Annotated in this window: 16 protein-coding genes, 1 tRNA gene and 7 pseudogenes; 15 read left to right on the forward strand and 9 right to left on the reverse strand. The window is 56.6% G+C overall.

Going from position 1 to position 20,566, the window contains the following annotated elements; all coding sequences use genetic code 11:
- Nucleotides 1–492: 492 nt before the first annotated feature.
- Complete coding sequence (locus MLPF_RS12475; RefSeq protein ID WP_045843779.1) at nt 493–1,272, reverse strand: thioesterase II family protein; 780 nt, start codon at nt 1,270–1,272, stop codon at nt 493–495.
- A gap of 232 nt (nt 1,273–1,504) precedes the next feature.
- The gene (locus MLPF_RS12480) at nt 1,505–1,801 is read right to left on the reverse strand and encodes a hypothetical protein (RefSeq protein ID WP_045843778.1); all 297 of its coding nucleotides are present in this window, start codon (nt 1,799–1,801) and stop codon (nt 1,505–1,507) included.
- Nucleotides 1,802–2,856: 1,055 nt separating this feature from the next.
- Here MLPF_RS12480 and MLPF_RS12485 point away from each other — a divergent pair.
- From MLPF_RS12485 to MLPF_RS15935, 4 genes and pseudogenes are all read left to right on the forward strand, one after another.
- Nucleotides 2,857–3,528: pseudogene (locus tag MLPF_RS12485) on the forward strand (response regulator).
- Nucleotides 3,529–3,789: 261 nt separating this feature from the next.
- The gene (locus tag MLPF_RS15925; RefSeq protein WP_282435819.1) at nt 3,790–3,996 is read left to right on the forward strand and encodes a hypothetical protein; all 207 of its coding nucleotides are present in this window, start codon (nt 3,790–3,792) and stop codon (nt 3,994–3,996) included.
- A 167-nt stretch (nt 3,997–4,163) separates the two neighbouring features.
- Nucleotides 4,164–4,346, forward strand: a complete 183-nt coding sequence (locus MLPF_RS15930; protein WP_052696451.1) for a hypothetical protein — start codon at nt 4,164–4,166, stop codon at nt 4,344–4,346.
- Nucleotides 4,347–4,701: 355 nt separating this feature from the next.
- Nucleotides 4,702–4,845, forward strand: coding sequence for a sensor histidine kinase (locus MLPF_RS15935; protein WP_156147126.1), 144 nt, complete (start codon nt 4,702–4,704; stop codon nt 4,843–4,845).
- A gap of 332 nt (nt 4,846–5,177) precedes the next feature.
- Here MLPF_RS15935 and MLPF_RS16525 read toward each other — a convergent pair.
- Nucleotides 5,178–5,512, reverse strand: a pseudogene (locus MLPF_RS16525) (lipoprotein LpqH); the annotation flags it as partial.
- A 398-nt stretch (nt 5,513–5,910) separates the two neighbouring features.
- On the opposite strand from MLPF_RS16525, the gene MLPF_RS17920 reads away from it, so the two are divergent.
- A complete protein-coding gene (locus tag MLPF_RS17920) occupies nt 5,911–6,354 on the forward strand; it encodes a hypothetical protein (protein WP_427901938.1) in 444 nt (147 codons plus the stop codon).
- A 128-nt stretch (nt 6,355–6,482) separates the two neighbouring features.
- A complete protein-coding gene (locus MLPF_RS17925; RefSeq protein WP_420329650.1) occupies nt 6,483–6,878 on the forward strand; it encodes an alkyl sulfatase dimerization domain-containing protein in 396 nt (131 codons plus the stop codon).
- A gap of 1,131 nt (nt 6,879–8,009) precedes the next feature.
- Here MLPF_RS17925 and MLPF_RS12505 read toward each other — a convergent pair.
- Together MLPF_RS12505 and MLPF_RS17930 are read right to left on the reverse strand one after the other, a co-directional pair.
- Nucleotides 8,010–8,210, reverse strand: coding sequence for a Rossmann-fold NAD(P)-binding domain-containing protein (locus MLPF_RS12505; RefSeq protein ID WP_162196981.1), 201 nt, complete (start codon nt 8,208–8,210; stop codon nt 8,010–8,012).
- A 231-nt stretch (nt 8,211–8,441) separates the two neighbouring features.
- The gene (locus MLPF_RS17930; protein ID WP_420329651.1) at nt 8,442–8,570 is read right to left on the reverse strand and encodes a hypothetical protein; all 129 of its coding nucleotides are present in this window, start codon (nt 8,568–8,570) and stop codon (nt 8,442–8,444) included.
- A 1,387-nt stretch (nt 8,571–9,957) separates the two neighbouring features.
- Here MLPF_RS17930 and MLPF_RS12515 point away from each other — a divergent pair.
- Nucleotides 9,958–11,031, forward strand: a pseudogene (locus MLPF_RS12515) (phosphotransferase family protein).
- 19 nt (nt 11,032–11,050) lie between these two features.
- Here the strand turns inward: MLPF_RS12515 and MLPF_RS12520 are convergent.
- Nucleotides 11,051–11,383: a LapA family protein gene (locus tag MLPF_RS12520; RefSeq protein ID WP_045843780.1), complete on the reverse strand. Its 333-nt coding sequence runs from the start codon at nt 11,381–11,383 to the stop codon at nt 11,051–11,053.
- Between the two features lie 117 nt (nt 11,384–11,500).
- Here MLPF_RS12520 and MLPF_RS17935 point away from each other — a divergent pair.
- Both MLPF_RS17935 and MLPF_RS12530 read left to right on the forward strand, forming a co-directional pair.
- Nucleotides 11,501–12,305, forward strand: a pseudogene (locus MLPF_RS17935) (glycine betaine ABC transporter substrate-binding protein); the annotation flags it as partial.
- Nucleotides 12,306–12,503: 198 nt separating this feature from the next.
- Nucleotides 12,504–12,674, forward strand: a complete 171-nt coding sequence (locus MLPF_RS12530) for a hypothetical protein (protein WP_237817104.1) — start codon at nt 12,504–12,506, stop codon at nt 12,672–12,674.
- Here MLPF_RS12530 and MLPF_RS12535 read toward each other — a convergent pair.
- Nucleotides 12,671–12,901: a hypothetical protein gene (locus MLPF_RS12535; protein WP_237817102.1), complete on the reverse strand. Its 231-nt coding sequence runs from the start codon at nt 12,899–12,901 to the stop codon at nt 12,671–12,673. The genes MLPF_RS12530 and MLPF_RS12535 overlap by 4 nt on opposite strands.
- A gap of 1,229 nt (nt 12,902–14,130) precedes the next feature.
- On the opposite strand from MLPF_RS12535, the pseudogene MLPF_RS12540 reads away from it, so the two are divergent.
- The 3 pseudogenes from MLPF_RS12540 to MLPF_RS12545 all read left to right on the forward strand — a co-directional run.
- A pseudogene (locus MLPF_RS12540) lies at nt 14,131–14,544 on the forward strand (hypothetical protein); the annotation flags it as partial.
- 30 nt (nt 14,545–14,574) lie between these two features.
- Nucleotides 14,575–15,069: pseudogene (locus MLPF_RS17940) on the forward strand (ABC transporter permease); the annotation flags it as partial.
- An 89-nt stretch (nt 15,070–15,158) separates the two neighbouring features.
- Nucleotides 15,159–15,711: pseudogene (locus tag MLPF_RS12545) on the forward strand (putative glycolipid-binding domain-containing protein).
- Here the strand turns inward: MLPF_RS12545 and MLPF_RS12550 are convergent.
- Nucleotides 15,677–16,618 carry a prephenate dehydrogenase gene (locus MLPF_RS12550; RefSeq protein ID WP_045843858.1) on the reverse strand — a complete coding sequence of 314 codons (942 nt, stop codon included), beginning with the start codon at nt 16,616–16,618 and terminating at the stop codon, nt 15,677–15,679. The pseudogene MLPF_RS12545 and the gene MLPF_RS12550 overlap by 35 nt on opposite strands.
- A 132-nt stretch (nt 16,619–16,750) precedes the next feature.
- On the opposite strand from MLPF_RS12550, the gene MLPF_RS12555 reads away from it, so the two are divergent.
- The 3 genes from MLPF_RS12555 (at nt 16,751) to MLPF_RS12565 (ending at nt 17,902) form a co-directional block, all read left to right on the forward strand.
- On the forward strand, nt 16,751–17,272 hold the full coding sequence (locus MLPF_RS12555; protein ID WP_045843855.1) for a tRNA adenosine deaminase-associated protein: 522 nt from the start codon (nt 16,751–16,753) through the stop codon (nt 17,270–17,272).
- A 53-nt stretch (nt 17,273–17,325) separates the two neighbouring features.
- Nucleotides 17,326–17,802 carry a nucleoside deaminase gene (locus MLPF_RS12560; protein ID WP_162196991.1) on the forward strand — a complete coding sequence of 159 codons (477 nt, stop codon included), beginning with the start codon at nt 17,326–17,328 and terminating at the stop codon, nt 17,800–17,802.
- A gap of 10 nt (nt 17,803–17,812) precedes the next feature.
- A tRNA-Ser gene (locus MLPF_RS12565) sits at nt 17,813–17,902 on the forward strand.
- A 1,058-nt stretch (nt 17,903–18,960) separates the two neighbouring features.
- On the opposite strand, the gene MLPF_RS12570 is transcribed toward MLPF_RS12565, so the two are convergent.
- Nucleotides 18,961–19,353, reverse strand: coding sequence for a YbjQ family protein (locus MLPF_RS12570; protein WP_045843856.1), 393 nt, complete (start codon nt 19,351–19,353; stop codon nt 18,961–18,963).
- Between the last annotated feature and the right edge of the window lie 1,213 nt (nt 19,354–20,566).

A 20,566-nucleotide genomic window follows, 5' to 3' on the forward strand; every position in this document is an offset into this window, starting at 1 on the left:
CTGTTCTGACGATTACGCAGCTCTGCTATCGAAGCACGTCTACGTGCCTACCGAAGCCCATCTGCATGGTGTCAAACCATACTGGCCCTTGACTAAACTTGCTCCCCATAACAATTCCCCCCCTACAATCACTTCACTTAACATGTTAGGATAATCTCTTCCTGAGACAGCTGCGTGCATTGGTTGGAAAATCCATATGCTTCCCAGCTATCGTCCACGCCGTCGACAGGTGCTTCTACTCTATCAGCTAGACGTACTGGTCCCTACTCGCGATTTCTGCTGCCGTTGGTATGACCTGTGGTAAATCGGTAGACGATGGTCGGCCAAGTGCTATTTAGCGTTAGACGGGGCGCCTGCGGCCAACTTCGGGACTGATGTCCAATTTGTAACGAGATTCACACCTACTCCAACTGCACCGGTCATGGCGTCACGGGGTAGACAACAGTTAGCGATGCACGCCGTCCGATCCGCGACCACTAGACCCAGCTAAGCTCAATCACACAATTCGAGCGTTTTGTCTTCTATATCGCATACTAGCTCTGACAAATTATCGTTAAGGTAGAAATGGTCCCCAGGAAACACACGAATCGCGAAAACTCCCGTAGTTCGCTCACGCCATGGCATCATGTCTTCTCGGGTCGCAATCCAATCCTTATCGCCAATGTACGCATAAATTGGGCATGACACCGTCGTTTCTGGCGAACAATTATAACCTGCAATGATACGGGCCGACCGCAACGTAGGAAGCACCCCAACACGGAATTCTTCGTCCTCAAAAAAATCCGCATTCATGCCAGTCATGCGGACGACCAAGTCCAGCATATCGTTATCGGAAAAATCTCCGATCTGCTTGTATCTGATATGCCCTGGAGCCGAGCAGGCCGAAACGAAAAGGGCGATGAGACGATGCCCCGCCGATTGGAATCTCAACGCAACTTCGAAAGCCAGCATGCCGCCCATGCTGTGACCAAAAAAAGCGATTGGCTCCCCCATCGGCGCCGACGGCTTCATCATCGCAAAGATTTCGTCAGCGAGGGCGGGAATACTAGTGAGCGCCGGCAGTCCATACCCATCGCGCTGCCCCGGGTACTGAACAGCGATCCGCTTTACGTCAGCTGAAAACTCCCGGGAAAATGGGACATAGTATGTCGCATCTCCACCTGCATGCGGGAAAATATATAGTGTAGGTGCGGTAAACTTTTCGCCACTTTTGCCGTTGTTCGCGTGCCCGTTCACCGCGCCAGCATACCCTGGTCCAAGAACGTACAGCAGCACCTCGAGCGTCAAACAGAGACGACAAAGTCTTACCTGACGGCGTTACCGGATACGTTGCCTTCGACGACACCCGCCTTGGGCAATATCAGCGCAGCGTAAGGGCCGCAGCCGGTAGACATGCGGAGAACGCTGGGGCGCACTACCACACTGGCCGCACCGGTGCCGACGAGAGACTATTCGGCGAGCAGAGCACGCTGGGATAGCTAACCTGCTCGAGGTCCGACACACTCTACGTCGATGAGGCACCCACGACGACAACGAAGAAATGGTCGGCAAACAACTTGGTCGTGGCCGCGCTACCCTGTTGGTGTCCGCCCAGTGTTGAGCATTGATCCCGGAGGCAGCACCGCAACATCGAGAACGCAATCCCGCGCACATTTTTCATCTCGGTGCAGCACCGATAGATTGACGCCAACAACGATAGCAACAAGTTTTCCGCATCTTGTGTGATCGGTGCTACCGCGTCGACCAGCGTGGAGATCCTTGCCTTGGCTGGTCTGGCCAAGTTGCGGCCAGCCGGCACCACTGGGTCCGCGTAACTGGTCCCAGATATAGCGGTTTAGCTAGCAGTTCGGCTTGTTCGTCGTCGGTGAGCGCCATCGGCCCATCGTTGCTATAGCTAAGGCTGTGGCGAACCACGCTGTCAGCCCGTCGACAGAATTCATATCACACCGGCCGAGTGGCGGACAGCCCAGCGGCATACTACGACTGCATCCCGCGCCGTCAGTGTACTGATGCGCCACTTGTTCAGGCAGGTTCCGATTGGATCTGTACCCCACTGCTATGACACACAGGTAATATATACCTGTCAACAAGTTGACAGGTATATAAGCGTTAGCTTAACCAGTAGTTCACATGGCACGGACCGCGTACTCGACGAGGTTCCAGTACAGCTGGTTGATCTAGATCGACGCATCGGTGGGTGGAGTTTCCACCTGATTCGGCATCGAGCATCAGTACAGCCTGGGGGGACAATTCACCACCAGCATTGATCATCGAACGCACCGTACCGGCGTTGGCCGATCAATTCGGGCGTACGTGAGCGTAGACGATCCCAAAGATCATGCACCCGCTATCTCGTGCGGCAAGCGCCCAGCCATAATTTGGTAGCAAATTTATGATTATGACTTATGATAAGTGCAGTAGCAAACTCAACTCGAAAGAACATGATATTGATACAGGTCATTCCACGGGCACCTGATATTCGGACACGTCAACGAACAAAACAAGGTGTCGGTCAAGTTAGCGCTTTCTCAGCAAGCACCTATCTGCCTATTATCGGCAATGGCTATCGCCTATGGCTTAGTTACGACTGAACAGCAGGATTTTCCTCAAGCTCGACGCGGGAAACCCTGTTACAGCGGGACGCCCTGGCAGCATTGCTAAGCTATCGCCGACGCTCCACCAGGAAACGTGCTCTTTGATACGTCCCGTCACAATGAGTAGCTACTGATTCTGAGCGCAATCAAACGACGATTCCGTTGTGTATGTCAAAAAACACCGTATGATAGCGTCGACTCGGTCGCACGCAGAGACTGGAACCTGTGCGCGCATTCCAGAACCGGGGCTGAACATGCCATCATGTGCCGTGCCGATGGCAACCCAATCACCGTGCTGGTTGTTAACGATGCAGCTGTCCTCGCCGAGATTAGTGTCGATGACGTTACGCTACGAGAACTGGAACATCGTCGCCGCCGGCGATGGATCATCGGCGGTCTTAGTGGCCCCGCACGCAGCGACCCGATGTGATCGTTCTAGACGCGGATGCTACCCGAGATGAACCGGCTCGACGTGCTGCACAAATTACGCGAAGATCGCCCTCGCTATCGCACGCGATGCAAGACCGCATCGCTGAGCTAACCGCAGGTGGCGACGATGTCACCAAACCGTTCAGCATCGAAGGGTAATGCTGCGGTTACGAGCGTTGTTACGATGCATCGGAGTTACGACGGTAAACAGCAATGCGAGGTTGGTGGACGGCAACTTGGTGTTGAACGAAGACAGTTACGCAGTAATGCACGCTGGTGACAAATCTCGTCGACTTCCACCGAGTTTGAGCTGCTACGATTCATTGTGCGCAACGCCGAGCCAATGCTTGAGCAAGGCTCAGATCCTGGGCCGGGTGTGAAACTACGGTTTCAGCGGCCGCTCCAACATCGTCTAGCTTTACATCTCCCCACCTACGGCAAGAAGATAGACAGCGGTCGTGAGCCGATGATTCACATGCTACGCCGGGTTTATCCAGCCCGCTAGCGTTTGCCGAGCTTGGTCGCTTCGGCTGTGGCTACTGGATCGGGCAAATCGTGGTACTCACCGTGGTGTGCGTGGGAATTATCGCTGCCACCGAATTAGCCTTGAACCACCATCTGATGGCGTAGCTCGGCAAAACCCCTTACCGCTCCGCGTTTATGTACCCTAAACCGAAGCATCGGGAGGTGGCGATGCGAGCACTCCTACATTATCCGAGGCCGGGAAGGTTCGAAGTTCCTTAGTGCCCCCGGCGAGCCAGCCGCCATGGTGGCCGCAGTGGTCAACAACGGCCAAGTAGTCGATGACGGCTACCTGACCAACATCGGCTCCCACGCCGCATTGCCCCTCAAGCCGCCTAGGCCCAGCCAAAACGAACCGCCGGGAGCCGCACGTCGGCAATTTTGGACCTCGACGATCTCGATCGGTATCGGGTCGATGCCACTCCGAGCCGCAACGAAAGCAGCATTGTAGTCGCCGACCTGTCGATGGCAGGCGTTTATTCCACCATGCTTCGGATGTGGATCGTCTCTGCAATCGTCACCGTGGAATCACGCTGACCGCCTCGATAACCGCCGGCACGCTCATAATAATAAAGGGCGCTGGCGCCGCTACGACACGTCGCCCAAACCGCGAACCATGTGGCTGATCTGCCGCTGGACCGCAGCGAGGTCGCATTGCCGGTGCGGGTTCCCGAACCCAAGGTGGGTAAACTCGGATCGGCCCTCAACCGGATGCTCGATCACATCATGGCCGCACCGGGACACAGCAAGCGAGCAAAACCCAGTTGCACCAGTTCGTCGCCAACGCCAGTGACGAATTAGACAAACCGCTGGGCGCGACTATACCCAACCTAATCAGCACAACGGATGGGCCAGGATGGTCTGGGCCAGGAGGCGGCTGCACATATGATGACATGGGTGGTATCGGAGACCAAGTAGACAACGCGCCTCGTCAAGGACCTACTGACTTCCTGGGCCCGGGGCTTAGTACTCCAGTCGCCCGTTAGAGTGCGAACAGGACGCACACGCGGCAAGACCGGGCCACCGGTGAGAGCTTGCGCCACCCGAAGAGCCAGCGGTTGTTCCCGGTGATGGGGCGTGATTTCACCAAGGTGATGACTAACCTACTTGCCCAACGCACGCATTCATCCTCATCCCGGAGCCAGCACCGTCGCGGTTGACCACCGACCCCAGCCATGGCGTGCTGCAGGTGATCGACAACGATCCTGGCATTTCAGTAGCACTTCAGTCGGCGGTGTTCGAGCGGTTCGCCCGCGGCGACTCCTCACGCTCGCGCAAAGATGAGCAGCATCAGGCTTGAGTCTGACAATCGCATCCGCACAGTAGTCAAGGTACACAACGGAACGATCACGGTGAACAGTTCCACCCGGTCACGCCGAGTTCACGGCTCGGTTGCCACTCAACGGGTGGCAACCGAGCCGCCTATTAGTTCTGGGTCACCACGTGATTAGAAACAGGCCACACCGATTTCGAATGGCCTGTTCACCGACCACAGGGTTGACCAGAGGCGCTGGCAGCTGTCGTTCTAGATAGCGATCGAAGCGATTTCGGTTCCACAAACGGTTGTGGTGTGTGCTCATCACGACGCGGTGCGTAGTGGCGAGTTCTTGGTGGCTAGACCTTACGCTAGCAGCTACCCGACTTGTATCCCAGCATCACGCCGTTAACGTTGCCAAGCACAACGGACTTTACCTCAGGAGAATTGCAATAGGTGAGAACGGCGGAGATGCCCGTCGCGGCACCACCAATCGTGATGCTGACGGTGCCACCCGCAGTTGTGCATACGACCGCACCAGTGATGTCTTGGTTCTTCCCGTCTAATGATAGGTTGACCCGCCGGCAGCAGGCGATGTGGCGCCTATACTCGAAGTCCCGGTGCTGGTAATTGGCTTGTTGCTCAAAAAGCCAGAAACACCAGCAACCAAAATTGCCGCTCCGGCTATCGTGACGGTCCGGCCACGCTTCACCTGTTCTCCTTTGTTTGATCTTTGCAGTTCATCGCAGTTGAGGACCGTCTCAACAATACACGGAGTTAACACAACTGAACAAAAAAATTCCGCGAAAAATTCTTACTGGTAACCCTTAGCCAGTCGCATGGTTATTACCCGGATAAAAAATGTACGCATCTCTTGCCCGGGTAGCCGGATCGATGGCGAGGTAGTGACTGCGGCCCACAAACCCCTACCGAGGTCAACGAATCGACCCACAGCGAACACACTTTACCGTTACACGACACCACGGATTTCGACGACGCTGATCATGAATTCATTGTTGCCTTATTGCCATACGCGATCAAAAAACCAACAACCGCATGGGTGGAACAACGACGTGTACTCGTTCCTCGGCGCCCCCCGCACCGACTCCGGTGCATCCCAACCTCTGGCGGCAATCGACCCTAACCACCAAACAAGGGCTGTTCGGGGTAGTTCGCGGTATCTATATCTATCAGGCCCACAGCTTCGATATATCGAATATTACCTTTGTCGATGGCAACACGGGGATTATCGTAATCGATTCCCTAGTATCCACCGAAGTGACCGCTGCGACACTGGACTGGTATCGCAGCCATCAGGATATTGACAGTCCCGTCGTCGCGGTTATCTGCACCTATAGCCAAGTAGACCATTTCGGCAGCGTTCTGATGCTAGGTCTGGGCCTCACCACACAAGCGGATGCGGATCCGGCGATGGCCCGGCATGCGACCTACATGTATAGCACCCGGTTCGCCAGCGGACTCTCCCAAGCCAAGTGGGCTGCGGGCTCGGCCAGGCCCCGTCCACCGGTTAGATCGCTGTCATCGTTTCGATGATAAACATCTGTCCGATCGATAAGGCAACGCCATCGACAGCGTGGCGATCAAGTTCCAGATAGCGCCCGGCACCGAGGTCCCTACCGAGATGCATTATCTATTCCCCACGGTTTTCTGCACCCTGTGCAATGACCAGGAACGCCACCCACAACCTGCTAACCCTGCGGAGCACGTTGGTGCGCGATCCGCACATCTGGGCGTGCTACTTCACCGAAGCGATTGCCATCTTCGCCGATCGAACCGCTGTAGTGTTCCCCTCGCATCATTGGCCAACCTGGGGACGAGAGAACATCGTCGAGTTCATGTCACTACAACGCGACATGTATGCGTATCTACACAACCAGACACTGCGACTACTTAACCAGGAGTACACAGGTGTTGAAATCATCGAATTGTTCCAAATGCCACCCGCACGGGAACAGTGCCTGGCATATCCCAGCTACTACTGGTTGATCAGCCACAACGTGAAGACGGTCTACCAGTGCTGCATGGGTTGGTTCGATGGCAACTCAGCGCGGCTGTAGTCGCACCCCCATAAGCAATCGGGACCCGTTACGTCGATTCGATAGTTGGAATCGACCGGATCATCGAACTTGCCCCAAAAGCATTGTAATCCAGGGACTTCCGTTGGGAAGTAAAGCCACTCAATCATGCGATGTTCACCGACAGCTAGCATGCCACGGCCCGGGAACTGCACTCCGACACAGTGGAAAAAGTGGCCTACGGTTAAGGAAATGCGACATGGAGCAACTGTTGCATGAGCGAGGTAAAAGAATTGGGCTACAGCAACTTCAACACCGCTAGTACGACTAGCTCCGTATCAATGCTTAATCAGCCAACATCTAAGCAAATCTTCGACAACCTCACGTCCGTGTCAACGGCCCGCATTAGCATCTCGACATCGTCACTGACATCAATTTCGCAAATTTTCGCACAAACTATCAACTTCCTTACGCAACAGAACCATATTTACCGTCATGTTGCGGCGGTATAAGCAACAGCAACTGTTATAATGAAATTGTACAATAAGTTTCGACAACTGAGTATGACGATGAACGATTTCAGTTCACCCGAGCTGGAAGTGTTCGGCGACCGAGCCGCACTGCAGGCATTGCTGGGTGTGCTCGACGAGCCAGACCCAACTTCAACATCGTCACGCTGTAGCGCTCCGGCTGAAGCGACCTCAAGTGACGTCGATAACCACCTTGCACTCAGCAACACATCGCAATGCCGAAGGGGTCAATGACCACTCGAGCTGCATAATCGGTTAGCTACAGGATTCGGGATTTCAAAGCCCTCCCGGTCATAGTCGACGGTAACCGCTGTGCTGCCGGCATAGTTCAAACTTTTTCTGAGCTGGACGCTGCGTACAGAATCCAGGCCTTCATGGCCACCGCCAGATCGACGGCTGCTAATAAAGCACCCTACCGGTGGCATCTAAGACCACCACCGATTCTCCTTGCACGACATGGGCAATAGCCCGAGGGGGACGTCGAAGTTGAGCACGATCACCGTGTCGAACCACTTCTTGGTGAAGTCGGTCAGCTTGTTATAAAAAGTGACTACATATCCACGTTGTTAATCAAAGTGTCCACCCTGCCGAATCGCTCGCAAGCTACTTCAACCAATCCGTCGAACTGGTCCCAGTTTCCTACTTACACTTGATAAGCCGCAGCGGCGCTACCGGTTTCGGCCTCGACCTCCTCAGCACTCGCAACGCAGTTATCCATCTTGCGGCTGGCGATCACCCCGTTAGCTCCATAACGCACAGCGACGAAACCCATGTCACGTACCCATCCGCCGCTGCCGCCGGTGATCAATACTAACCGGTAGATGATATCGAAAAGCTGATACACATAACCTATTATTTCGCTGCATCTTGGCCGTTCGCGACCACACGAGCCCAACTATGGTAGAGATGAGCTGCGGAATCATCGAGTCGAAAGTTTCGGTGATCTTGACGTCAGCTTTACCGGTTCTTACCCGGCGGCTCAGGCCTTCTCCAACACAACACCAAGCTTCCAGTTAGACAACACTGGATAATAGTTGATGTTCTCGATGGAAAGCCAGCGGACCCTCTCGTAATGCTACAGCAACTCGCTGCGAGTTAGCAGCCCATGTATGCTCAGATAGACACCATCGGCGCAGGGATATTCGCCATAGTAACCCGGCAGATACCAGAAGAAATCCAACAGCAGGTCACCGATCATCGTCATCTCCCAACCCACAATCGCTGCCAGTCGCGCCGGAGCCCGTGCGCGAACATCACGTTGGCGACTGGTAGTAACCGTGCATGATGCCTGGGGCGGTTACCACGCAGCCAGTAGGCGGACTGACCTAATTCGGGCAGATTGCACACCTGGTACACGTCAAGGAACTCCAGCCAGTAGTCAACCTTCCGTTTATGGAATCCATCGGGATGGCCAAAGCCGTCAAGTCCTTAAGCGCGCCAATCGATTCTTTCTAGCTTAGCGGCACCATAGACAAGCTCGAACACCAGCCCGCGACGGGCCTGCAGATCGGTATCAAACGGCGTTTGCTACCCGTAGTCCATCGGGACTGCACCCGTCTATTGCTTGCATCACGTAGAACGGCATGCCGAGCATCGTGCCCGCCTCATCGGCGTGAAACGTCACTGCGTGTCAGAGAACACCGGCATCAGCCGGATCTTTTGCAATAAGCTGTCGATACGGCCGGCGGTGGCTGTGTGTACCAGCCACCTAGAGCACCATGTGCGCCACTGCTGGTTTAGGACCCCGCTCAATCAAACAAGCGTATTCTGCGAGCAACCCCTTAGCTGTGCAGCGACAGCTCCCCGCCGCCCGAAGCCCCGTTTTCGTCCAACCACCAACCCAGAAAACACGCATCCGGCTGAGGCCAGGATACTGTTGACCAGTGTTTACACAGCACGCACCCGCTGCAGATGCAGAGGATTCTTACTAAGGAGCCTAGCAGCGCTGACAACCACGATAGGAAGAAACATGCAGGTAATACTGACCCGACATGCGTTACCGCTGTGCAGCTAACACGGCGATGGTTCCGATCTCGACCTGTCGAATAAAGGCTAGCGTAGGTCGTGCGCCTGCTCGCGGCACTTGGCCAGTTTCCCATAATCCGGGTAGTGGACAGCCCACAGCCCCGTACCGACTAAACCGACGAACCAGTCACGACGGCGTGTAAACTCTCACGTCGACATAGAGGACCGATGCGCAGAGTACGACCCCGGCGTCCCATTGTATATCCTTATCAAGCAGGTCTGTGCAGAACATCCCGGAATGGGCGCGGATGACTCAGGACCATCTGCCTGGTGCGGTCGCAAGGATGCTTTTCGCGCATGCGTCCGCGGGCGACCAATAACCTGATTGCCGCCGCCGATCCCGAAGGACACCGTTAAAATGCTTAGCCGTGGCGAAAATAATCAACGTGCTTCTATACGATAGTCTGAGGACGGCCCGACTGTTATCATTTCCCTCGACTAACACGTCGCTGACACAGTTATCGTACCACGGTCTGGCCAAGCAACGGTAACGACGGTGAACGCAGTCAAGCGGGTGCGGATGGGTTGCCTCGAAATCAGCGGTGGTGAACCCAGCCGTCACCAGCGTGGTAGACAAGTTCGACTCGACAACAACTGACCAACTCAAGGAGCTCGGCCTGTCTGCATTGGACAGGTATCTGCGTTCACTCGGCATCGAGCACTACGACAAATTGGGGGGCGGAGTGCATTTGCCGATGGCAACTCCAATCTGACTGTCCGAATCTACGACGACAAACGAACTGTCTGGTTCGGCGTCTACCGCTGCATGGGCTGACGCCGTCCACGCACGAATATGGCACGCGAGTACCGAGTGGTCGCCGCGCTGCAAGACATACCAATTCCTGTGGCGCGCACCGCCGCCCTGTGTTAGGACAACGTGGTGCTGGGTGCACCGTTTCAGGTCTCGAATTCGTTGCCGGGCGAGTGGCGCAGCGGTGTGCCCAACTCAAAGCGTTAGGCGGCCGTACCGTCACCGACTGCTACATGAACGCATTGATCCGAGTCCTCGTCAACTTGCACAGCGTCGCCCCAAACGCGTTGGTACTGAATAACTTCGACAAAACAGCGGATATCTGGAACACCGAGTGCACCGATAAGGTTCGCAATGGGACCTGGTAAGGCTGCCTGGCGATCATCACTACGCCAACGTCGATCGACACATTCCGTTCTGCTCCAGACTATTCCACCGCGAAGTCACAGCTCGATCGTACACGGTTTCTACCGGATCGACCACACCATTCTGGACAACGACAACCCGACACAGGTTCATGCTGTTGTACGCTGGAACCTTTAGATCCTAGGGGGACCCGCTCAACTATACGACGTCGATGTGTGTGTACTGCTACCTCGCGCTCAACCTGACCGTCAACGCGCAAGCCGACTGGACATTGCCGCCGCTACCAACTACCGACCAACTTGCAGATCGGTACCCGTTGGTCGCCAGCTCGCCGCTGGGGCATTAAAAATGCTACATGGCGCTGGCCTACTTCAAGCTAGCCATCATCGCCGCGGACATCGATTCGCAGACGTATGTCGGAGCGGGCACAGGGAAAGACGAAACGTTTAACGACAAGAGGCCTGAAGTCGTGGCACCGTTGATTTCCCGAAAGCTGGCGGAGCTTGCCAAGCTGGGCATGTAGTCAACGGTTTCGAAACTCATCACCGATGAGCCGCCGCGTAACGTTTCTTGACCGTGCGACGCAGCTGAAGGATCCGCGCGGTGCCGACTGCCACTGTTAGCAGTCCACCACCCACGGCCGACAACATGATGGCTACCCCCAGAGGCAAGCTCCAATGCCAACCGAAGAAGGTAAACGATGTAGAAGTGGTGTTTTGTGCGATGAAAATCAGCAACAGGATCAAAATCAAGAAGCCGGCAAGCAATGCCGACCACAAGGCACCCGCGCGGGTAATCGGGACAGCCCGTTCCCCAGGTGTCAGGCCGGCGGCAGGCGCTGGCTGACTAGACGGGCCAGAAGGATTGCTGGTCATAAGATACCATCTTGTTCCTATCCCAGGCAGAATGGAACCAAAACACGCGAAAAAATCTGCCAAGGTGCACGCCAGATGCAGCAACGCCTCATCGTTTCTGACGTTCGAATCGGTGGTATAGAAATGACGCGACTCGTGCGTTATGCAATACTCCCCGTGGCAGCGTGGCGAGTCACCGTTTACCTGGTTGCTGCTTGAAGCAAGTCCGATCCGCTTGGGGCGCAGACCCGTAGTGTGAAATCCATTGTGATCGGTTCCGGTGCTATCCGGAATCTGCGATCGCCGCCGAAATCTATGCGCAAGTGTTGCAGGTCACGGTTTTAACCTCGGGTGGCGGATGGGAATTAGCAGCCGCGAGGCGTATACCTCGGTAATCACTCAAAGACCATTCCATTGACCTAGTACCGGAGTAAATCAGCAAGCTGCTGTTGTATTTTCAAACTGACTCCACAACGACCGTGCTCGACGCAGTCAAACAAGAGCTCCTGTACGCGGCTGCCCGAAGACCTATCACCTCTAACGCCATCATCGGAAATTTTACACCGACGCGGTAATTGTCACCAATCTGACCTCCACCACACGGCACTCGAAAACGATCACGACTTGGCGAACAGAACACATTCGCTGGATGTGAAGTTTGCCGCGCTGCAGGCCTTCCAAGGGGTTGCGACAGAAGTACTCACTCGATATCAGCCCGAGCAACTTAGCGGTGCCCAACGACTACGGCGGTGCGGTAACCGTGCACACTCCCTTGGAAAGAAGGGTGACCGCCGCGAACATCTTCATTACATCGCAGGCCATCCCACAAAGTCACCTGGTGGAACTCGACGATCCAAAGCACCACGTACTGGCCAGCAACATTGTTCCGCTGGTCAATTCGCAGAAGAAACCGGACCGTATCAAAGATGTGCTGGACACGGTTTTCATCTGGCTTGGTCACTGCCGCATTTGGTGCACCTGAACTGCTCGCCCGAGCCGTTGTTGTTGTGTGGTGGCCGGGGGTGTTGGTGTTTGTGGCAGGAATTGTTGGTCGGTTTCATAGGTGGCAGGTGAAGTAGTGTTCTGGTGTGCCATCGCTGGCCGATACGGTCGGGAGTTTGGTGGGCTAGCCTAGATCTTGTTGGCGCTGGGTGTTGGGGGCGCTTTCGGGTGCATGCTATGGCTGTGGGGTGTCTGTTTGTTCACCGGCCCTCGGCCAGCCGGTGTGCCCCCGGCTGTGTTGGTGCCGTGTTGGTTTCACAGTTCGTCGATGACCTCGCAGCCGGTGATGACGCGTACGGCGGTGCTCTAGCCTAGGGCAGTACTTGACTTTTTGTGGGGATCGACCGCGGAAGGAAGATAAAAGCCATCCACGGCGTGATCTGGTGACTTGTGCGCGTGGCGGGCTAACACATCACCAGAAAAGCGCAACTGATCCCCGGCCACCCGCCACACCAGACGCACCCCCAGCATCGCCAGCTTCGATGTCGCGGCCGGTGACCAACACCAACTACTCGGCGGCCCTTGCAAGCAGCCCACCTACGCCGCGACCAACCCTAAACCACCAACACAACCCAGGCAGTGCGAACTAGCTCATCCACCAGCGCCTCACACACTGATGGATGAGCCCAATCAGGCCGCGGCTTGCCCCATAGCAGCAGGCGACCGCCAACCCGATACTTCACGCCCCATGGCCAAAACAACTCACTGAGCAGTGATTCGGTGAAGCTGTGTATTTCAATATGCTACATTCATCCAGAATGCTAGACTAATACCCCGTCAACTACCCCGTCAACGAGGTGATCGATAACGCCGCGACAGCGGCTAGTACTGTGGGGCGAGTCGCGTCAAGCCGCTCGTAAAGACGCTTATCGGGTGCTTGAGCGGGTGTATCTGGATTACAGGCTAGGCGCTCACTAACCCTGGGTAGCTCTCCGACAGCAAACAATAACGCATCGGGGCGGCACGCGTGGTCCGGTTGATCCACCAATCCTGTTTATGGCCTAGCCGTTCTGGGACGTCGATGCCGTGGTTCGTGATGAATCGCAGAATAAAATATTGTGTTTGCAAAGCGAATTGAACAAAACCATTTCTTTCGTACACGAACGATATCAACTAGGAACTAGGTTTACTGACAAAGAAGCGATGTTCGGTCGAGGCTGGCCAATGAATTCGTGGCAAATTTTATCGGACTCGGCCGTAGCTATCGTTGGTTGCAGCTTATCGACGCGGCCGTCCTGGCCGCTGCACGGGATCGTGTGAATCTCTGCGCGCGGCCTCGCTGATCTTGGCAGCACACAAATTCTAGCCGGTTGTGTGCTAGTCGTCGACTAGGACGAGCGTTGGGCTGTATCGACAGCTAACGGCCCTGCAGCGACACCGTACCGAGCATATAGTTGTCCGACACAGTTATCGGTCCTGTTCCAGCCATTCGGGGATCTAAGCCGGGCGCTGAATGCGGCGTTGTTCTCGCCAACATCGGTGGACGTCACGATTAACGGCTAGAGCAACGTCATCGGCGGCGTATTGACCACCAATGTGCTGACCGCAGTCAAAGCCCGGCGGCGAGCCGGAACGGGTATCGCACGTGCAACTATCTACTTTCCCACCTCGACTACACGTGGGCGCTGACAGCGGTGCTTATACGACTGTCATTAATCTCGGTGCTGTTCGAGCGGATGACCGCGGTGCCCTGAGGATGCCAGTGCAAGACGCTCCGAGTCCGCTACGAGCTGAACAATCAGCGATTCCTCGAGGTGCCCGCGGAGAGCACCGTCGCCCGGATACTGAAAGTCTAGCTGCCGCTATCTCTTACGGTGTTTATCGCCGAGCTGCGCGTGGTCATAGTGACTAACACCGCGGTGGTATCGGTGATCAGCATCGAAGGTTTGGGCATTTGATTTACAGCGGGCTAAAAAACCAATAAAAGCGATCAGATCCTTGCTGGCATCATCGCGATGTTTGTGCTTACGATCGCCATCGACGTGCTCATCGATGTGGCCGGCCGATTAGTCACGACTTGGGAACGTGCCACGCGTACTGCCCGGCGGTGTCGCTCAGTAGTGGCCCCGATCGTGGGCGGCGCGCGATGCACTTTTGTGGCACGGGCGGTGTCTTATTCACTGACCGCCGACCTGAACTTTGCCTGGCCCACCGCACCCACCTTGAAGGGTTTGGAGTAGACCCCGCAGTGGCGGGGGCCTAGGCTACCGCTGGTTGCTCTGATGCTGTTGGGTTTCCTGGCATTCCTGGCTGGCAACTACACTGACGTAACCAATGCCGATCCGACGGTGGTCAATGCCGCACGCGTGATCGTTACGATGGAGGCAAAGGTGCTGCTGCGGATCCGAAGTATCTAACACGTTACCGTTGACACTGGGCGTGTTGCGCAGCACAACGCTTACAGCTAGTGGTGGCCGCGTACAGCACGCCTAGGTGGGCTAGGCGGTTACCTCATAAACGGAACCAAAGTCCGTGCATTCACCTCACCCTAGTCGGTGCATTGATGGTTGCCACGTTGGCGCTGACCGTTGACATACTACTAGTAGCTAGCTTTGGCGGCGTGGGTGTCGATGCCGGACACACGCCGACTGCGTAAACGCATCGGTCAGCGAGAGCGCACACTACTTTCCATAGCGAGGTTCGCATTTACCGACAAGCGTGCTGCGGTGCGTGGGCATATTCTACTTCTACGGTGGGGAGGTTAACCGCACCGGCTACGATGCAGAGCGAAGCGAGGAGGAGCAGCACACATAGACGCAGCATCCTCTAACCCGACGTGACCCCTTGGCTGGTGATGTTAACTTGGTGCACAAGGGATGTCTACGCGAACGAAATCGGTGCTACTGCAGTTCTCTGACAAGAGCATCAGGGCTCATGGCCGTATCGCCGCCACGGCCACCGCAACTAATCTAGCGTTCGACGCCTTCCACGAGGTGAATACCGACGAGAGTGACGCCACCAAGCAGTTGGGGGTTGACCGTCATGCTGGCTATGCGAAAACGTCAGCTTGATATCGCCCGCAACGGGGAAAACATGTGATTGGCGGACTGGCCACCAGGGGTAAAAACACCAAAGCATACAATCACGCGCACGACGTCGACGTGGTGTTTAGTGCGTTCTTCAATGCCCTACCGATCCCGCCGCCTCGGTCTACACGAACGGGTGGCAAAAATCACTTTCCCGATGGTCTATGTGCGAGTACCTGAGATGCCCGTCGCAGCCGAGACCGTGAGCTAAACTAGCTCGGGACGCCTTGACGGAATCCACTTGCGTTCACCGGTCGGAACACCATCGTCGACGCCAACGCTCTTATCATGGACTATCTAGGCTTGGCAGAGCGGATCTGATCACCCCACCTGCTCGGCCTGCAGCCGCCAGGTCTTCGCGCCAATTCTCCGCGCCGATGATGACGGTGACGATATCGGAGCGCGGGAAGCTATCGTAACGCGTGCGCGCGGCATGGCCCGCTTCGACTAGTTCAGCCACTGACTTGTTGCAAGCCAGGGAGTCGCGAGCACGGCAGAGCAACTCGATGACCCGGGTGGCGGCCGACAGCAGTTGGCCGGAGTTTCCTTCGCACATCGCACGCACTAAGTCCGGAGCGGTTCTGGCTACCCGGGTGGCGTCACAGAACGATCCTGCCGCCACCGCGAACGCCAGCGGAACCTCAGCGGCGACGACGGCCAAAGCCTCAGCGAGCAAATGCGGCATATGGGAAATGGCAGCTGCGGCGGCGTCATGCTCGTCGGATTTTGCCGGTACTATCAGCGCGCCGCAGTCCAACGCCAACGTCATCACCATCGACCACACCGCGGGGTCCACATGGTTATCCACGCTAAGCACCCAGGGAGCCCTGCTGAACAACCCGGCATGTCCGGCGCTCCAACCCGATTGCGCGGTGCCGGTCATCGGGTGCCCACCGACGAAGCGAGCCCGCAGACCAGCCGAAGCAACCGCGTCGAGCACCGCGGTTTTGACGCTGGTGACATCAGTGAGCGGACAGTTGGGCGCCAATTCGCGAATGCGAACGAGTATAGCCGGCAATGCCGGCATCGGCACGGCCAGCACGATCAACGCGTCGGTGTCGGCGGCACGAATCAGCGCGTCAACAAGTTCGGTAGTGGCGTCAAAACCGTCTGACCGGGCACCTTGTGCGCCTTCCACTGAGCGATTGTAGCCGAAAACCTCACGACCAGCTGCGGCCGTGGCACGCATGATCGACCCACCGATCAATCCCAGCCCAAGCACGCACACCGGTCGCTCCGCCGTAGTCCCAGCCACCATCCAAGGTTGACACAGTTTGCGGGTCGTGGCTGCCCCCAAGTGCTGTCGATCACGAGCGTTCATCTGGTCAAGGAGCCCGGTAGGCGACTAGCGTAAGCGCCCATGGGGGCACAACGGGCGTCGGCGAAAGTCCCGATGACGAACATGCCGGACGGTTTTGGCGTTGCGGTCGTGCGAGAAGAGGGCCAGTGGCGCTGTTCTGCGATGGCCTCCAAGTCGTTGACGAGCCTGACGGCAGCCGAGACGGAACTGCGTGAGCTACGGTGTGCGGGAGCAGTCTTTGGTCTCCTGGACGTCGACGACGAATTCTTTGTCATCCTGCGCCCAGCACCGTCCGGGACCAGGTTGCTGCTGTCGGACGCTACTGCTGCGTTGGACTACGATATCGCCGCCGAAATTTTGGACAGCCTAGACGCCGAAATTGATCCCGAAGACCTCGAGGATGCAGACCCCTTTGAGGAAGGCGACCTGGGGCTGTTGTCCGATGTGGGGCTACCGGAGGCGGCGCTGGGAGTTATCCTCGATCAGACCGACCTGTACGCCGACGAGCAACTGGGCCACATTGCCCGTGAGATGGGCTTCGCCGAACAGCTGTCAGCTTTGATCGACTGCCTCGGTCGGTGACCGCATACGCAGCGATGTCGGGCACAGCGGGGCGCCGCCATAAGCCCCGGTCAGTGACCACTGACGAAGATTTGATCTGTGCCGCACTAACGGTCGCCACGACGGCGGAGCCGCGCGATGTGCCGATTGGAGCAGTGATCCTCGGTGCCGACGGAACCGAACTCGCCCGGGCGGTAAATGCCCGTGAGGCCCTTGGCGACCCCACCGCGCACGCCGAGATCTTGGCAATGCGAATGGCGGCCAGTGTACTCGGCAACGGTTGGCGGCTGGAGGGGACTACATTGGCGGTCACCGTTGAACCGTGCACCATGTGCGCGGGTGCAATAGTCCTGGCACGCATCGAACGACTGGTGTTCGGGACCTGGGAACCCAAGACCGGAGCGGTCGGATCGCTGTGGGATGTGGTCCGCGACCGTAGACTCAATCATCGCCCGGCGGTACGTGGCGGAGTACTTGCTCAGGAGTGCACGGCACCATTGGAGGCCTTCTTCGCTCACCAGCGATTGGGTAAGGAGCCGCCGGTTCGGTAAACTACGCGATGGTGGTGTGTCCGAGCGGCCTAAGGAGCACGCCTCGAAAGCGTGTGACGGCAAAACCCGTCCGAGGGTTCAAATCCCTCCGCCACCGCCAAAGTTACCCGCAAGAAATCGCCGACGAGAGCCCTACGGTCGCAGCTCAATTACTGCCGGGCTTAGCCATCGCGGCCATCGCGCTGGGCCATCCGAGGAGAGTCCACAGGCACGGCGTCGAGGACGACCTTGTTCGCAAGCTAGTTGTCGTCGGCTGTTTTCACGACAAAACCCATGACTTTCATCCCGGACGGCAATTTGAAGCACGCGACGGCGGCCGGGTCCCACAAAATCAGTGTTCGCCGGATTGACCGGCACGGTCAGTGAATTTTTCGGTGACAGTGACATCGGAATGTAGTTCAAATCCTGCCTACTTACCTACCTCGGATGCTGGGTCTCGGCATTAGCTCGACGCCATGTTGAGGAAATCCAGACTCTAGGCTATCACCACTTTCGGTGGCCTACAGTCCCTGCTGCTGAAAAGCCACGTTGGTGATGTCCGTATCAGTGGAGTAGAGGGTCGACCGCAGGGCACTACTCAACACCTCCGCGACCGCTGAGACCAGCAGCTACGCAGGCATCTGTTGAGATCGTGAAACAGCGTTATATCCGGTGAAACCGCGACTATGACTTGCTCTAGCGCCAGTATCGGTGTGACCCGTTGGTGGTACGGATAACCTCGACGCCTGGATCGGTAAATGTTCCACCCTGCGTTGAGTTGCTAGCCAATCTTGCCACTGACAAGTCCCGTGCCATCGCTTTAAAGCCACCAGATCAACCTGTCGAAACAACTACTGGCACCCCATCGCTACTGGCCTGCACAGCAAACAACACACCACCCACGCCAGATGCTACCGCGTCGATAGTCGCTGCGACGGTATGGGCCGGGAAAACTGCCCTTTAACCCCAGCGGTGCGCGATGATCAGCGGTTCGTCGTCTGGTACAGACAGCTAAGAATCCAACACAGCCGTCTTCAACCCAAAATGCCCTTCACGCATTCCCGACCACCAGAGAACCCGATGCGTCCTTGCCAACAGACGACCAAATCACCCACTAGAGCCGCCAAACCAAAAACCACCAAACACCGCGTGCAACGCCGGACCCGTGCGATGTGGTTACTAGTGCTGCAGAGGCTGCGGCTGCTGAGCGCCCCCATAACCCAGTTGGGCCGCGGTGTAACGAGCGGCTTCAGTGATGGGTACAGCATACACCGCGGTGCCATAGGCATAGATCTCGGTCCACACATCGCCGAGCGCCGTCGTGTCGAAGCGCATCCCGACGATCGCGTTGCCGCCTTTGGTACGCGTTTCGTTCATCAGCCGTCCCATTGCCTCGTTGCGGCTCTCGGTCAGGTTTTTGGTCATGCCCTGCAGCTCGCCACAGAACATCGATTTGAATCCGACACCGAATTGGGAAAAAGTATTTCGCGATCGGACGGTGAGGCCAAAGACTTCGCCGCAGACACGTTGAATCTCCCAACCGGGAATGTCATTGGTAGTAACGACAAGCACCAAACAACCTTTCTGCAGAAAAGAGATTTGGGCTGGTTCCCGCTGCAGAGTACAGTCCCGTTTCTGCAATTGCTTATTCAGCGGCACGCTGAGTACACCAGATCTACTGAGCACGCGTTTAAAACTATGCTATACTGCTACGGTTCCTTGTCGTGCGTGGGGTGGTTCCCGATCAAGATCCCGGCATGGGTCTTCCTCGGGAGGCTGGTTTCTGCACCTTTCTTCGAGGGCACGTAGGCGCTCGTCCACCCAGGTGGCAGACGGAGTCGCGTTCGTCGCCCACGTCGAAAACCTTATCTTGGGGTGGTCGTGGCGACCGTTTTCACCCACATTAGACAAATCCTGGCACAGAGGCGCCTGCTTAGTTCAGCGGCAAAGTAGTTACTACGCAACAGGTGCTGCGGTACAGCGCTGATTATTTTCGGCGCGGCCAAATGCCTAACAATGACGGTAGGGCCCAGCCATCCACTAGCAGTGGAGCAGGATCACCCAGCGTTAATCAAAAAACAGGGTTATGTCGATCTCGAAGAAAGGAACCCCGGCAATATACCGATGGCGACTTCTGGCACCTCGAAGCGTCGGTACCAGGGCACCTCATCTAACTTCGGAGGCAGGATCTGACGTCAAGCCGCCAGTCTCCATCATCGGCACCAGCCCCAGCCCGGGTCATCGCCACAAACACAAACTGGGCTACTCGATCAGACCGGACCTCATACCTAGTCAGCACATTGCAGTTTGTTATCTATGGTGTCGAGACCGCCTCTGCGAGAAAAGTGCCGATAACGATCATATCAATAAACCGAACACGCAGCCGGCCTTCAAGACCAAGACCACGGGACCGAAAACCCACGAGCGACCAGTCGGCAAAGGCCGGCACCCGTTAAAAGTAATGCCACATGCGTTAACCGTCACACCTTTGCACTCTATCGTCTTTCGTAGACGCAAACTATTGCCTAATTGCTAGTGTTAGAAAAAGTTACTCCGCGATATTGCCGGTGACCCGAGAGGGCTGCTTCAGCTTAGCGGCATCGGTGGGCCTGAACGGCCAGGAGCATTCAAATGGCGGTCGCATGCGTACGGGAGGCAGGTACGGCTAAAGCGACCATGTCGTTCGGCCTGGCCAGAACGTATCGACGGGCTTGAAGATGCTGGTGCCCGATGGTACCGAGAAATTCTCTTTGTACGCGGTAGAGTTCCTCGCGGCAGAGGCTAA

The sequence above is a fragment of the Mycobacterium lepromatosis genome (genome assembly GCF_000975265.2).
Taxonomy (GTDB): Bacteria; Actinomycetota; Actinomycetes; order Mycobacteriales; family Mycobacteriaceae; genus Mycobacterium; species Mycobacterium lepromatosis.